Source organism: Microtetraspora sp. NBRC 13810 (assembly GCF_030268685.1).
In the GTDB taxonomy this organism is placed as follows: Bacteria; Actinomycetota; Actinomycetes; order Streptosporangiales; family Streptosporangiaceae; genus BSRQ01.
In genome coordinates, this window is record NZ_BSRQ01000018.1 from 137,419 (window position 1) to 151,643 (window position 14,225).

Below are 14,225 nucleotides of genomic sequence, written 5' to 3' on the forward strand. Positions count from 1 at the left end.
CCTTGGCCATCCGGCGCCCCTTGACCGGCCCGGGCCGCGAGCCGCTCAGCGCGTCGTCATCGGGTCACCGTCGCGACCAGTCCGGCCAGCAGGGTGGCGCGCGAGGGCATGTCGGCGACCACCACGTGCTCGTCGTCGGCGTGTGCGCCGCCGCCCACGGCGCCCAGGCCGTCGAGGGTGGGGTAGCCGGCGCCCGCGGTGAAGTTGCCGTCCGAGCCGCCGCCGACCGCGACCCCGCGCAGCGGCGCCATGCCCAGCTCGGCCGCGATCTTCTGGGCCAGGGCGAACAGCTCCCGCGACGCCGCCTCCTCCAGCGGCGGCCGGTTCGGCCCGCCGAGCACCTCCACCCGCGCGCCGGGCAGCCGCGGCGACAACCCGCGCATCAGCTCGTCCACCCGCGCCTGAGCCGCCATGGTCGCCACCCGCGCGTCCACCGAGATCCGCGCCGTCGCGGGCACGGTGTTGCCGGTGGTCCCCGCGGCCACCACGGTCGGCGTCACCGTCGTCCCCCCGGCCCCGCCGTCGCCCTTACCCGAGCCTTCACCGGTGCCCTTACCTGAGCCCTCACCGGCGGCCGGGGCCGTGTCCGTGTCCGTGTCCGTGTCCGTGTCCGCCAGGGCGGCGAGGGAGGCGATGGCGAGGATCTGGTGGGCGGCCTCGACCGTGGCGTTGATCCCGCGCTCCGGCTCCAGGCCCGCGTGCGCCGCCCTGCCGTGCAGCACGACCTCGTACAGGGAGATGCCCTTGCGGGCGGTCTTCAGCGCGCCGCCCGCGGACGGCTCGGGCACGAAGACGGCGGCGCACCCCCGGGCGGACTCCTCGATCAGGGCGCGGGACGTCACCGAGCCGACCTCCTCGTCCCCGGTGACCAGCACGCTGACCCCGTCCAGCGACGGCAGCGCGGCCAGCGCGTGGAACAGCTGCACGAGACCGGCCTTCATGTCGAAGACCCCCGGCCCGCGCGCCACGCCGTCCAGCACCGACCAGGGATGCCGGGCGAGCGTGCCGACCGGCCACACCGTGTCGTGGTGGCCGAGCAGCAGCACCCGCGGCGTGCCGAAGGTCCATCTGAGGTGCGTCACCCCGTCGATCACGATCCGGTCCGGCCGGGCGCCGAGCAGTCGTGCGCCCTGCGCGGCCACGACGTCCGCGCTGCGCGCCACCGCGTCGAGGTCGGCGGAGAAGGATTCGCACAGCACGAGCTCTTCGAGGTCGGCGAGCATTTTCGGCAGATCGGTCACCGGGCGGTGGAGGTCACTGGACACGTGCGGGCCTTTCTCTGCGTGTTCCCCGTGACGGTACGGCAAGCCGGCCCCACCCGCCGCAGGCGATCCCCTCTTGCCCGCCCACCCGAGGTAGGCGACGACGGCACGACCCCGCCCGGAAAAGCCGGACGAAGAAAGCCGCCGACATCCCCGAGAAGGGACGCTGACGGCTGAGAATGATGAGCACATAGAATCGCCCATTCAAGGACAAAGAGCCATATTCTTTTAGAGGGGCCCGGTTGATCGGTCAGCACAATGGCCGGCACGCACTCTTGGCCGCCACAACCTCATAGATGGCTGGGTATGCGGCTCTGACTCGATGGGTGCGGCGGACGGTGGTACGGAAGTCGCCGTGCCCGGTCATCATGGGCCTTGGGGCCGGCGCGCTCGCTTTCCTTGGTCAAGTCGGCGACTTACGTGTCTTTCTTCCGCTGGTCAGGTGCGTTTTATGGGCCGTCGTGGCGGAAGTCGTCCCAGCGTTCTTCCTGTGGGGCGTCCCTGTCCATCGGATGCGCCTTGGTGCGCTTTTCCGGCGAGCAGGACCGCACCGGCCACCGGGTTCGGCGTCAACAGTTCGCCCGGTGCTCGACGGGCGAGCACCGGGCGAGTTCGTGTTCCTACGACCGGGTCACGCGCTCTGCGTGTCGGCCTCCTTCGCCTGCGGTGCCGGTGTCTCGGCCCGGCCGAGCGCGAACGCGGCCAGCAGGGCGGCGAGGACGAGCAACGCGGCCGCCACGACGAAGGCGAGGCCGAAGCCGGACGTCGTCGCCTCGGCGACGCTCTCGCCGGCCGCCTGCTGCGACCGGGCGTGGCCGCTGGCGACGCTGACCAGGATGGCGAGGCCGACCGCGCCGCCGATCTGCTGCACCACGCTCAGCATCGCTGAGCCGAGACCCGCGTTGGCCTCGGTCGTGCCGGACATGGAGGTCGTGGCGACGGTCGGGAAGGTGAGACCCGCGCCGAGACCGATCAGCAGCACCGAGGGCAGGATGTCGGCCACGTAGGTGTCGTCCGGCGACACCTGGGTCAGCAGTCCCAGACCTGCGGCGACCACCAGCGGTCCGATGATCAGCGCGCCGCGCGGCCCGACCTTCTGGACCAGCTTCGCCGTGGTGCCGATGGCGATGATCAGGGTGACCGCCATCGGCACGAAGCCGAGGCCCGCCTGCAGCGGCGACCAGCCGAGGACATCCTGCAGGTGCAGGGTGATCAGGAAGAACATGCCGACCAGGCCGCACGCGATGAGCATCATGATGCCGTTGCTGGTCGCCCGGGTGCGGTTGGAGAAGAACGCCATGGGCACCAACGGGTTGCGGATGCGGGACTCGGTGACGAGGAACGCCACCGCGAGCACGACCGCGAGCACCAGCGAGACGATGACGGTGGCCGACTGCCAGCCCCGCTCCGGCACCGACAGCAGACCGTAGACCAGCGCGGCGAGCGCACCGGTGCCGAACACGGCGCCGGGCACGTCGATGCGGCCCTGGCCGGTCGCGCTGCCCCGCGGCACCAGCCGGGGCACGACGACGAGCGCCACGGCCGCCAGCGGCAGATTGATGAAGAAGACCCAGCGCCAGGACAGCAGGTCGGTCACCAGGCCGGACACGACGTAGCCGACGATCACGCCGAGGCCGGAGATCCCGCCCCAGATGCCCAGTGCCTTGTTGCGGTCCGGGCCCTCCGGGAAGACCAGGGTTAACAACGCGAGTGCGGCCGGCGAGGCCATCGCGGCGCCGGCACCCTGCACGAACCGCGCGCCGACCAGCTGCCACGGTTCCTGGGCGAGACCGCAGGCCAGTGACGCCAGCGCGAACACGGTCAACCCGATGAGAAAGATCTTGCGGTGTCCGAACAGGTCACCCGCCCGGCCGCCGAGGAGGATCAGGCCACCGAACGCGAGTACGTAGCCGTTCACCACCCAGGCGAGTCCGGCGAGGTCGAATCCGAGTTCCCCCCGTATCGACGGAAGTGCGACGTTCACCACGGCGTCGTCGACGATAAGCATGAACTGGACGATTCCGAGCACGATCAGCGCCCGCCAGGCGGCCTTGGTGGCGGAGGGCGCCTTCATGTTGGCTGCTGCGTCCGGCCCCTGTGGTGTCCCCATGACATCCTTCCGATGCGTGTCCGACTTGCGACCGTGATATCACACGATGTGTAGAAAGTAGCCAGGTTTTTAAAGGATGAGCGGGCTCGTCGCCGCCAGGCCGCCTAAGGGCACCAAACCGTTACATCGAGCTGTAGAAAGCCCTAGTGGGGATAGGCATCGTCCCCGCATCCCCAATAGAGTGGACACTTCCCGAACCGGGCAGCCTTGGCCGCGGATTTGATCTGCGCCTCGGTAATCCGCTGAATATCCCGCAGGTCCGCACCGCGCAGGTCGGTCCCGGAAAGGTGCGCGTCAGTCAGGTCCGCGTACCTCGGGCGCCCCGCCAGGTCGGTGCCGGTGGGATTTGCCCTTATCGGGTTCGCGGACCGCCTCACGCCGTTATTCCAGATCCGCGCCACGGAGCCAGGTCCGGCTCAGGTCCAGCGTCTTGACGGCGCCCTCGTCGAGGCGAACCCCGCTCGTCGATCCGCCCCTGCTGGGTCGCCTCCACCTGTCCGGCCGGTGTAGTGCCTCGACGCGTTCGTCGAGGGTGAATGACCTGAAGCGAAGCGACAAAGAAACCCCAGCTCATGACCGGGATCGTGAGCTGGGGTTGTTGAATTCTTTATGACCGGGTCGGCCCATATGTGTATGGGACAGTGGTGGGCGATACTGGGATTGAACCAGTGGCCTCTACCGTGTCAAGGTAGCGCTCTCCCACTGAGCTAATCGCCCCTGTGCTGCAAACTGCGAGGTGGAGACGGGATTTGAACCCGTGTACGCGGCTTTGCAGGCCGCTGCCTCGCCTCTCGGCCACTCCACCGAGCGAGGCTCCTGAGTGAAGAACCTCTCCGAGCGGACGACGGGATTCGAACCCGCGACCCTCACCTTGGCAAGGTGATGCTCTACCAGCTGAGCCACGTCCGCAGTGCGCCCGGATGTTTTCCCGGCGACGACGCCACTCTAGCGGGTTTTCGCCGCCGGTGCCTAACCGGCGGCTCAGTCGATGCCCGCCCTGCGGAGTTGACGGGCCAGGCCGCGCTCCACGGCGGGCAGGGTGAGGAAGATCTCCAGGATCCTGGTGAGGCGGTGGACCTCGGTGCGGTGGAAGGCCGGGCCCTCGGCGCGGGCCAGCAGAAAGACGAGCGCGAGCGGCGGCAGCGGCGCGGAGATCACGTGCAGGCCGGACTCCAGGGTGCTCGCCACCGGACGGGCCGGGGTCAGCGGGAAGGGGATCTCCTCCGGGGCCCGCCAGCTTGAGTGCACGACCGCGTGCGTCTCGGTGCCGGCCGCCGCCCAGTCGGCGCTGAACAGCACCGGCATGGAGTCGATCAGGGTGGACAGCGCCCGGTCGCCCGCGGTGGTGATGTACTTGAGGATCTCCAGCTCGGGGTAGGTGCCGGGCGCCTCGCGGGTCGTCCAGACGCCCTCGACGGTCACGTCGGGCATGCTCTGGAGGCTCCGCGCCAGCAGCTCGCGCGGCGAGTGCTCGGGCCAGAAGACGGTGAGGTCGTCGACCGCCCTGCCGTCTCCGCGCTCCAGCACGGTGATCTGGGTGATGTCGGCACCGGCGACGCCGAGGACCCGGGTGACCTGGCCGAGGGAACCGGGCCGGTCGGGCAGTGCGATCCGCAGTCGCAGCAGCATTCGTCGCCTCCCCTGCATCTGGTGGTCCAGGTCACAGCCTATCCGCGAACCGCCCTCACGGCTGGCGTCCCCGGTCCGGTGCGGGACAAGGTGCGGTACAAATGGTCGGGTGGAAGCGTTGAAGCTCGGGCCGATCGAGGTGTGGCCCCCGGTGGTGCTCGCCCCCATGGCCGGCATCACCAACGCGGCCTACCGCACACTCTGCCGCGAGCAGGGCGGCGGGCTGTTCGTCTCCGAGATGATCACGACGCGGGCGCTGGTGGAGCGCAACCGCAAGACCTTCACGATGATCAGGTTCGAGCCGGGGGAGCGGCCGAGGAGCATCCAGCTCTACGGCGTGGACCCGGTCACCGTCGGCCGCGCGGCCAGGATGATCGCGCGGGAGGATCTCGCCGACCACATCGACCTCAACTTCGGCTGCCCGGTGCCCAAGGTCACCCGGCGCGGCGGCGGGTCCGCCCTGCCGTACAAGCGGAACCTGCTGCGCGCGATCCTGCGCGAGGCGGTCGCGGGCGCGGGGGCGCTGCCGGTCACGATGAAGATGCGCAAGGGCATCGACGACGACCACCTCACCTACCTCGACGCGGGGCGGATCGCCGTCGAGGAGGGCGTCGCCGCGGTCGCGCTGCACGGCCGTACGGCGGTGCAGCACTACGGCGGGGTGGCCGACTGGGAGGCGATCGCCCGCCTCAAGGAGGCCGTGACCGAGATCCCGGTGCTCGGCAACGGAGACATCTGGAGCGCCGAGGACGCGCTGGCCATGATGCGGCGCACCGGCTGCGACGGCGTCGTCGTGGGGCGCGGCTGCCTGGGCAGGCCGTGGCTCTTCCGCGACCTCGCCGCCGCGATGGAGGGCCGCGCGGAGCGGGCCAGGCCCACGCTGGGCGAGGTGGCCGCCGCCATGGCGCGGCACGCCGAGCTGCTGGTGGAGTGCTTCGGCAGCGAGCCGCACGCGATCGCCGACTTCCGCAAGCACGTCGGGTGGTATCTCAAGGGCTTCGAGGCCGGCGGTGACATCCGCCGCGAGCTGGCCACCGCCACGACGCTGGACGGGCTGCGCGCCGGGCTCGCCGCCCTCGACCCCGCCGTGCCCTGGCCGCAGGCCGCCGAGGGCCCGCGCGGCAGGTCCAACCCGCGCGACCGCGTCCACCTCCCCGAGGGCTGGCTCGACGACCCCTACGAGACGCCCGCCCTCTCCGGCGACGCCGAACTCGCCACCTCCGGCGGCTGACCCACCCCGGCCACGACAAGCGCCGCTCCTCCGTACCCGCCCGCACGGGCCGGGCAGGGCCGGGCAGCGGTCGGTCGTGGGTTTCGGTCGCGGGCCCGCACCCCCGCTCTCCTGCGGATTCCCGGTTTCACCCGGCAGTAATGAGACTGTGATCATAGAATTACGGACGACTGTCAGCCTTCCGCGTAACGTTCAGTCAGGCAGACGCACCGCCTCACCAGTGGAGACGACGTTTGACGGAAACCCGGGAGCAGAACGCGGCACCCTCGCCCGAGGGGCTGATCGCGGAGCTTGACGCCGAGCGGCCGGCACGGAGCTTATCCGGGCCGGTGGCCGTGGCCGTCACGGTCATCGGCGTCGCCTCGACGCTCGGCGTGCTCTACTGGACGTTCCGCCCCGGCCCGGTGCTGCCCTACCGCATGGGCTTCCTCGCCGTCGTGCTGCCGCTCGTCTTCCTGTGCTACCGCCCGCGCAGCAGGCAGGGCCGCCCCGGCGCGAAGGACAACCCGGGGGTCGCCGACTGGGTGCTCGCCGCCCTCGCGCTGGCCGCGTGCGCCTACCCGCTGCTGGTCTTCGACGACCTCATCCGCCGGGCGTTCGCGCCCACGACGCTCGACGTGGCGGCGGGCACGCTGATCGCGCTGCTCATCCTGGAGGCCGTGCGCCGCACCGTCGGCTGGATCCTCCCCGCCGTCGTCATCGGCTTCTTCCTCTACGCCTACTACGGCGGCTACCTCCCCATCGACTGGGCGATCGGGCACCGCGGCTACGGCATCGAGCGGATCATGGCGTCGTTCGTCATGGGCACCGAGGGCGTCTACGGCGTACCGCTCGACGTGGCGGCGACCTACATCATCCTGTTCACGATCTACGGCGCCGTGCTCGACCACTCGGGAGCCGGCCGGTTCTTCGTGGACGTCTCGCTCGCCGCGTTCCGCCGCTCGCGGTCCGCGCCCGGCCGTACCGTCACCCTCGCCGGGTTCCTGCTCGGCACGGTGAGCGGCTCGGGCGTGGCCACCACGGTGAGCGTGGGCAGCGTCGCGTGGCCGATCCTGCGCCGCGCCGGCTACCCGCGCGAACAGGGCGGCGGCGTGCTGGCCGCGGCCGGCATCGGCGCGATCCTCTCGCCGCCCACCCTGGGCGCGGCGGCCTTCATCATCGCCGAATACCTGCGGGTCGGCTATCTCACCGTCCTCGTCTACGCGATCATCCCGACGCTGCTCTACTACCTGGGCGTCTTCCTGGCCATCGAGATCGACGCCAGGAAGTACGGCACCCAGGCCGTGCGGATCGACGCGCCCCGGCTGTGGCCGCTGCTGCGCCGCTTCGGCTACCACTTCAGCTCGCTGTTCGTGATCGTCGTGCTGATGGCGGTGGGCCAGTCGCCGTTCCGCGCAGTGGCGTACGCGACGATACTCGCCTTCGCGCTGTCCTTCCTGGACCGCGAGCACCGGCTCACCCCGCGCCGCGCCGTACGGGCCCTCGCGGCCGGGGCCACCGGCGTGCTGCCCGTCGCGGCCACCTGCGCCGCGGCCGGCATGATCGTCGCGGTGGTCACGCTGACCGGCCTCGGGCTCAAGGCCAGCTCGCTGATCGTCGGGGTGTCCGCGGGCGTGCTGGCGATCACCGCGGTCATGTGCGCGCTGGCGGTGCTGCTGCTCGGCCTCGCCGTGCCGGTGACCGCGTCCTTCGTCATCGCCGCCGTCATCATCGGCCCCGCCCTGCTGAACCTCGGGGTGAGCGCGGCCGAGGCGTACATGTTCATCTTCTACTACGCGGTGCTGTCGGAGGTCAGCCCGCCCACCGCGCTGTCCGCCTTCGCCGCCTCGGCGATCACCGGCGGCAACGCGCAGCGCACCATGCTCGCCACCTGGAAGTACACCCTGCCCGCCTTCCTGGTGCCGTTCGCCTTCGTGCTGACCCCGGCCGGGGGCGCGCTGCTCGGGCAGGGCTCGCCCGGCGAGATCGCCCTGGCGCTCGCCGTGTCGGCGCTGGCGGTCGCCGCGCTCGCCGCGGCCACCGGCGGCTGGCTGGTGGGGCCCGCCGGGCCGGTCGAGCGGGTGCTGTGCGCCGCCGCGGCCGTGGCGCTGCTGGTGCTGTCCCCGATGCCGATCCTGGCCGGCGTGATCATGCTGGTCCTGGCGCTCGCCGTTCATCTGCTGCTTCGAAGGAGGAGCGACTCGTGAGCTTGACGCGTATGGCCGCGCTGGTGGCGGCCGGAATCCTGGTACTGGCCGGCTGCGGCGGCGAGCAGGGAGGCGGCGCGGCCGGCGGCGGCCAGCGGCTGTCCATCGCCACCGGCAACACCACGGGCGTCTACTACGTCCTCGGCGGCGGCCTCGCCGAGCAGATCGGCAAGGGCATCCCCGGCTACCAGGCGACCGCGGAGGCCACCGGCGCGTCGGTGGAGAACATCCAGCGGGTCGTGCGCGGCGACTCCGACATCGCCTTCTCCCTCGCCGACTCCGCGGCCGACGCGATCGGCGGAAAGGGCGCCTTCACCGCCCCGCAGCCGATCCGCGCCCTGGCCCGCCTCTACGACAACTTCACCCAGGTGATCGCCCGCACCGACGCGGGCGTGCGCACGATCGCCGACCTGAAGGGCAAGCGGGTCTCCACCGGCTCGCCCAACTCCGGCACCGAGGTGATCGCCCTGCGGCTGCTCGCGGCGGCCGGCCTCGACCCGGACAAGGACGTCACCCGGCAGGCGCTGTCCCTCCCGGAGACCGTCCAGGGCATCAAGGACGGCACCCTGGACGCCCTCGTCTGGTCCGGCGGCCTGCCCACCGCCGGCATCACCGACCTGATGACCAGCGAGAAGGACCGGGTCGCCTTCGTCCCGCTGGACGACGTGCTGCCCGCCATGCAGCAGGCGCACGGCCCGGTCTACGCCGCGGGCACGGTCGGCGGCGACGTGTACGGCACGGCCGCCGACGTGCCCACGATCGTCGTGCCGAACCTGCTGCTCGTCAACGAGAAGATGGACCCCGCCCTCGCCGGGAACCTCACCAAGCTGCTCTTCGACCGCAAGGCGGACCTGGAGAAGGTGCACAGCGCGGCCAAGGACATCACCAGGGAGAACGCGCCGAAGACCGAGCCCGTCCCGCTGCACGACGGCTCGGCCCAGTACTTCGCCGCCGGCTCCTGACCCGGCGCCGGGCCGCCCCGGCTACAGCCGGTTGAGCCCGAGGACGTGCAGGACCGCGCGGCCCTCCTCGTCGGAGGCCGCGAGGTCCACCTGCGCGTCGATGCCCCAGTCGCGGTGCCCGGCCGGGTCGTCGATCGTCTGGCGGACCCGCCAGAACCCCTCGTCCTCCTCGATGCTCAGCAGCGCCGGACCGCGCGCGTCGGGGCCGGTCCGGATCTCGTCGTGCTCCTCGAAGTACGCGTCCAGCGCGGCGGCCCAGTCGACATCCGGGGCGGGCTCGGCCAGCTCCTCCTCCTTCTCCAGGGCGGCCAGCTCCACCAGGCGGAACATCGCGTTGCGCACCAGCACCCGGAAGGCCCGCGGGTTGCCGGTCACCGGGCGCGGCTTGACCTCGATCTGCTGCTCGGCGGCGAGCGCGGCGTCCGGGTTGGTCAGCGCCTCCCACTCGTCCAGCAGGCTGGAGTCGACCTGCCTGACCAGCTCGCCCAGCCATTCGATCAGGTCGACCAGGTCGTCGGTCTTCAGATGCTCGGGAATCGTCCGGGACAGCGTGCGGTAGGCGTCGGCCAGGTAGCGCAGGACGGTGCCCTCGGACCGGGCCAGCTCGTAGAACTGCACGTAGTCGGTGAAGGTCATCGCCCGCTCGTACATGTCCCGCACCACCGACTTGGGGCTGACCGTGTGGTCGCCCACCCACGGGTGGCCGTGCCGGTAGGTCTCGTAGGCGCCCAGCAGCAGATCGGCCAGCGGCATCGGGTAGGTGATCTCGGCGAGCAGCTCCATCCGCTCGTCGTACTCGATGCCGTCCGCCTTCATCTGCGCCACGGCCTCGCCGCGCGCCTTGTTCAGCTGGGAGTGCAGGATCGCCCTCGGGTCGTCCAGCGTCGCCTCGATGATCGACACCATGTCCAGCGCGTACGTCGGGGAGTCGGGGCCGAGCAGCTCGAACGTGGCCAGCGCGAACGTGGACAGCGCCTGGTTGAGCGCGAAGTCCTCCTGGAGGTCCACGGTGAGCCTGGCCCGGCGGCCCTGCTCGTCCGGCTCGCGCAGCGTCTCCACGATGCCGCCCGCCAGCAGCGAACGGTAGATCGCGATGGCGTGGCTGATGTGCCGCCGCTGCCACTTGCGGTCGTCGTGGTTGTCGGTGAGCAGGCGCTTCATCGCCTGGAAGCAGTCGCCCGGACGGTTGATCACCGCCAGCAGCATCGCGTTGCTGACCTTGAACCGGGAGGTGAGCTGCTCGGGCTCGGCGGTCTGCAGCTTCTCGAAGGTCTCCTCGTTCCAGCCGACGAACCCCTCCGGCGGCTTCTTCCTGGCATATCCCCGGCGCCGCTTCGGATCGTCGCCGATCTTGGCGAGCGCCTTCTCGTTCTCGATGACGTGCTCGGGCGCCTGGCAGACGACGTACCCCACGGTGTCGAAGCCCGCCCGGCCGGCCCGTCCGGCGATCTGGTGGAACTCCCTGGCCCGCAGCCGCCGCACCCTGCTCCCGTCGTACTTCGACAGCGCGGTGAACAGCACGGTGCGGATCGGCACGTTGACGCCGACGCCGAGCGTGTCGGTGCCGCAGATGACCTTCAGCAGGCCCGCCTGGGCCAGCCGCTCCACCAGCCGCCGGTACTTCGGCAGCATCCCCGCGTGGTGCACGCCGATGCCGTGCCGCACCAGCCTGGACAGCGCCCGGCCGAACTTGGTGGTGAACCGGAAGTTGCCGATGAGCGCGGCGATGGCCTCCTTCTCGGCCTTGGTGCTCATGTTGATGCTCATCAGCGCCTGGGCCCGCTCCATCGCCGCGGCCTGGGTGAAGTGCACGATGTAGACGGGGGCCTGCCTGGTCGAGAGCAGTTCCTCCAGCGTCTCGTGCAGCGGTGTCAGCCGGTAGGAGTAGATCAGCGGCACCGGGCGCTCGGCGTTCTTGATCACGGCGGTGGGGCGGCCGGTGCGCCGGGTGAGGTCCTCCTCGAACCGGGTCACGTCGCCGAGCGTGGCCGACATGAGGATGAACTGCACGTTGGGCAGCTCCAGCAGCGGCACCTGCCACGCCCACCCGCGGTCCGGCTCGGCGTAGAAGTGGAACTCGTCCATCACCACCTGGCCGATGTCGGCCCCGGCGCCGTCGCGCAGCGCCACGTTGGCGAGGATCTCGGCCGTGCAGCAGATCAGCGGCGCGCCCGGGTTGACGCTCGCGTCGCCGGTCATCATCCCGACGTTCTCGGTGCCGAACAGCGCGCACAGCTCGAAGAACTTCTCCGACACCAGCGCCTTGATGGGCGCGGTGTAGAAGGTGCGCACGTCCCGGGTCAGCGCGGTGAAGTGGGCGCCCGCCGCCACCAGGCTCTTGCCGGACCCGGTGGGCGTGGACAGGATCACGTTGTTGCCGGAGACGACCTCGATCAGCGCCTCCTCCTGGTGCGGATAGAGGGTGAGCCCGCGCTCGGTGTTCCACTCGGCGAAGGCGTCGAAGATGCTGTCCGCGTCGGCGTCGGTCTCTTCAGGCAGGTATTCGAGGAGGCTCACACGTCCATACTGCCGCCACCGGCAGAGTGATCGATCCCCGAAGCCGACATCCGCGCCGCCCGCCACGCGCGCCGGGCCGTACGTGGTTGGCGATCCTTGGCCCCCGGGATGAGTTCTTTTCGCCCGGGGTGGCGGATGTGACACGCACCGGACGACGACTCTCTGTGATCACATGATCGCATGCGGTTCCCGCCCGATCCCTGGGCCCGGACTGAAGGAGCTGATACGTTGACCGCGTCATCCACCCCGGAGGAGCGCATGGCCCACCTGGAGGACCAGGTCAAGGCGGTAGACCACGTGGCGGGCATGGCCACCGCGCGTTACGACGCCATGAGCGAGATCCTGAAGCACGTCTCCGCCGACGTGCGCGAGACCAAGAACGCCACGGATCAGCTCACCCGGACCGTCTCCGGCCTGTCCGGCACGCTCGGCGAGGTCAGGGGACAGATCACCGGTCTGAGCGGACAGATCACCGGGCTGACCGACCGCGTCTCGACGTTCGAGCGGGAGGTGAGGTCCGACGTCGCCACCGTCAAGACGCACGTCTCCGACCTCCGGACGGACCTGGGCTTCCTGCGCCTGGACGTCACCGGCCTCCAGTCCGACGTCGCCTTCCTGCGGATGGACCTCACCGGCCTCCAGTCGAACGTCGCCTTCCTGCGCAAGGACGTCACCGGCCTCCAGACGGACGTCTCGGAGATCAAACAGCGCATGGCCCGGCAGGACGAGACCCTCGACACCCACGGCAGGGCCCTGGAGTCGCAGGGGAAGGCCCTGGAGTCGCACGGTGAGGCTCTGGAGTCGCACGGGGAACTGCTCCGGTCCCATGGGGAGATGCTGAAGGAGATCCTGCGCGTGGTGTCGGCCAGGTCGTAGCGCGGCGGACGGGGACCCCCGGGTGCGGGGTCCCCGGTGCGTCACGTCCGGGCGGCCGGGGCGGTGAGCAGGAGGCCGCCGGCGAGGGCGACGAGGGCGGCGACCGGGGTGAGGCCGGGGGCGAAGCCGGCGACCGTCAGGGTGAGCAGGCCGCCGCCGATGAGGGCGGCCGCGGTGAGCATGCCGGGCCAGGTGGCCTTGCCGTACGGCAGGGCGGGCGGCTGTTCGAAGCGGGTGAAGACCCGCAGCAGGGGATAGATCGCCAGGGCGAGCAGGGCGAGCCAGAGCGGCCAGCCGGCGAACCAGGCCAGGCTGCCCGGAGCGGGGGTGGCGACGCCGAACCCGACCACCACGACGCCGGTGACGAGGAAGAGCGCGGGCATGTGCCACAGGTAGACCGTCATGATCCGCGACCCGGCCCAGCCGATCAGGCGGTGCCGGCCCAGCCGGGTGAGGTACGGGCGCAGCAGCGTGGCCAGGCCGATCTGACCGGCCGCGACGGCCAGCATGGCGAGGGTGGGCGGCGCCATGTTCGACACGGCGGCGCCCGGCAGCCCGATCATGCTCATCGGGTAGGGGCCGTACGCGACCAGCAGCGCGGCGGCGCCGAAGCCGCCCACGGCCAGCGGGACCGGCCTGGTGAGGCGGTTCTCCGCGTGGAAGAACCCGAGCTGGTGCACCGCGAGCCAGACGAAGAGGATGTTGAGGTAGCCGAGCCACTCCACCCCGGTGGCGAACCTCGCCACGTCCACCGGGATCGCCCCGGCGGCCAGCAGGGCGGGGACCAGCAGGCCGTGCCGCGCGTGCGCCCTGAGCATCAGCGGGGTCAGCGTGACCGCGATGAGGTAGACGGCGAGGAACCACAGGAGCTGGCCGGCGAGCCGGGCGCCTACCTCCACCGGCTGGGCGGGCAGGCCCAGGGTGAGCAGCACGTGCGGCAGCGGGATCCACACCGCGGCCAGCGCCAGCACCGGCCAGGCCAGCCGGCGCAGCCTGCGGGCGAGCCAGGCGGGCCCGGCGGCGTGCAGGGCGGCGGAGACCGCGGAACGGCCGGGCGCCGAGGGCGAAGGGCCCGTGGACGTGGCGGAGGGGAGGGACGCGCGCAGGCTGAGGGCGTTCGCGGCGCCGCCGGCGAAGAAGACGAGCGGCATCACCTGGGTGAGCCAGGTGATCGCGGCGGCCCCCGGGGTGGCGAAGGCGTTGCCGGTGACGATGTGCCCGGAGGTGTAGGAGAGCACCGGGATGCTCCAGTGCTGGAGCACGACCAGGGCGATGCCGAACAGTCGCAGGACGTCGATGAACGGGTCGCGTACGAGGGCGGGGCGCGGACGGGAGGAGACGGCCGCCGGCGGCCTGGCGGCGGGCAGCGGACGATCAAGCAGGACGGTCATGGCGGGGCTCGATTCGGCGAGGAGCGCGGTGTGTCGAGCCTCTCGCCGGAGGGGGTCCCTG

At 71.2% G+C, this 14,225-nt stretch carries 10 protein-coding genes and 3 tRNA genes; 4 read left to right on the forward strand and 9 right to left on the reverse strand.

The genetic code is table 11. The features are described from left to right. Window positions 1-56 precede the first annotated feature (56 nt). From QSK26_RS30160 to QSK26_RS30185, 7 genes are all read right to left on the reverse strand, one after another. A complete protein-coding gene (locus QSK26_RS30160) occupies window positions 57-1,265 on the reverse strand; it encodes a M20/M25/M40 family metallo-hydrolase (protein ID WP_285778679.1) in 1,209 nt (402 codons plus the stop codon). Window positions 1,266-1,893: 628 nt separating this feature from the next. After that, a complete protein-coding gene (locus tag QSK26_RS30165) occupies window positions 1,894-3,372 on the reverse strand; it encodes an MFS transporter (protein ID WP_285778680.1) in 1,479 nt (492 codons plus the stop codon). A 143-nt stretch (window positions 3,373-3,515) separates the two neighbouring features. Beyond that, a complete protein-coding gene (locus QSK26_RS41935) occupies window positions 3,516-3,773 on the reverse strand; it encodes a pentapeptide repeat-containing protein (protein WP_352244419.1) in 258 nt (85 codons plus the stop codon). A 241-nt stretch (window positions 3,774-4,014) separates the two neighbouring features. Continuing rightward, window positions 4,015-4,089: transfer RNA gene (locus QSK26_RS30170), tRNA-Val, on the reverse strand. 17 nt (window positions 4,090-4,106) lie between these two features. Beyond that, a tRNA-Cys gene (locus tag QSK26_RS30175) sits at window positions 4,107-4,177 on the reverse strand. A 31-nt stretch (window positions 4,178-4,208) separates the two neighbouring features. Beyond that, window positions 4,209-4,281 (reverse strand) — tRNA-Gly (locus tag QSK26_RS30180). Between the two features lie 72 nt (window positions 4,282-4,353). Further along, complete coding sequence (locus QSK26_RS30185; RefSeq protein WP_285778681.1) at window positions 4,354-5,001, reverse strand: ACT domain-containing protein; 648 nt, start codon at window positions 4,999-5,001, stop codon at window positions 4,354-4,356. Between the two features lie 109 nt (window positions 5,002-5,110). Here QSK26_RS30185 and dusB point away from each other — a divergent pair, with 109 nt between their 5' ends. The 3 genes from dusB to QSK26_RS30200 all read left to right on the forward strand — a co-directional run bounded on the left by dusB (window position 5,111) and on the right by QSK26_RS30200 (window position 9,380). Next, window positions 5,111-6,232 carry a tRNA dihydrouridine synthase DusB gene (dusB, locus tag QSK26_RS30190; protein ID WP_285778682.1) on the forward strand — a complete coding sequence of 374 codons (1,122 nt, stop codon included), beginning with the start codon at window positions 5,111-5,113 and terminating at the stop codon, window positions 6,230-6,232. A gap of 233 nt (window positions 6,233-6,465) precedes the next feature. Beyond that, entirely contained in the window at window positions 6,466-8,418 is a 1,953-nt protein-coding gene (locus tag QSK26_RS30195) for a TRAP transporter permease (RefSeq protein ID WP_285778683.1), read from the forward strand. After that, the gene (locus QSK26_RS30200) at window positions 8,415-9,380 is read left to right on the forward strand and encodes a TAXI family TRAP transporter solute-binding subunit (protein ID WP_285778684.1); all 966 of its coding nucleotides are present in this window, start codon (window positions 8,415-8,417) and stop codon (window positions 9,378-9,380) included. The genes QSK26_RS30195 and QSK26_RS30200 overlap by 4 nt, the downstream gene beginning before the upstream one ends. Window positions 9,381-9,401: 21 nt before the next feature. Here QSK26_RS30200 and QSK26_RS30205 read toward each other — a convergent pair whose 3' ends face one another. Next, the gene (locus tag QSK26_RS30205) at window positions 9,402-11,897 is read right to left on the reverse strand and encodes a DEAD/DEAH box helicase (protein WP_285778685.1); all 2,496 of its coding nucleotides are present in this window, start codon (window positions 11,895-11,897) and stop codon (window positions 9,402-9,404) included. A 228-nt stretch (window positions 11,898-12,125) separates the two neighbouring features. On the opposite strand from QSK26_RS30205, the gene QSK26_RS30210 reads away from it, so the two are divergent. Beyond that, entirely contained in the window at window positions 12,126-12,773 is a 648-nt protein-coding gene (locus tag QSK26_RS30210; protein ID WP_285778686.1) for a hypothetical protein, read from the forward strand. A gap of 41 nt (window positions 12,774-12,814) precedes the next feature. On the opposite strand, the gene QSK26_RS30215 is transcribed toward QSK26_RS30210, so the two are convergent. Continuing rightward, window positions 12,815-14,164 (reverse strand): acyltransferase family protein, encoded by a 1,350-nt coding sequence (locus QSK26_RS30215; RefSeq protein ID WP_285778687.1) that lies wholly within the window; start codon window positions 14,162-14,164, stop codon window positions 12,815-12,817. Between the last annotated feature and the right edge of the window lie 61 nt (window positions 14,165-14,225).

Excerpts from the sequence above, each read along its gene's own strand:
- QSK26_RS30165 (WP_285778680.1), bottom strand. The coding sequence starts at position 3,372 with ATGGGGACACCACAGGGGCCGGACGCAGCAGCCAACATGAAGGCGCCC.
- QSK26_RS30185 (WP_285778681.1), bottom strand. The coding sequence starts at position 5,001 with ATGCTGCTGCGACTGCGGATCGCACTGCCCGACCGGCCCGGTTCCCTC.
- QSK26_RS30215 (WP_285778687.1), bottom strand. The coding sequence starts at position 14,164 with ATGACCGTCCTGCTTGATCGTCCGCTGCCCGCCGCCAGGCCGCCGGCG.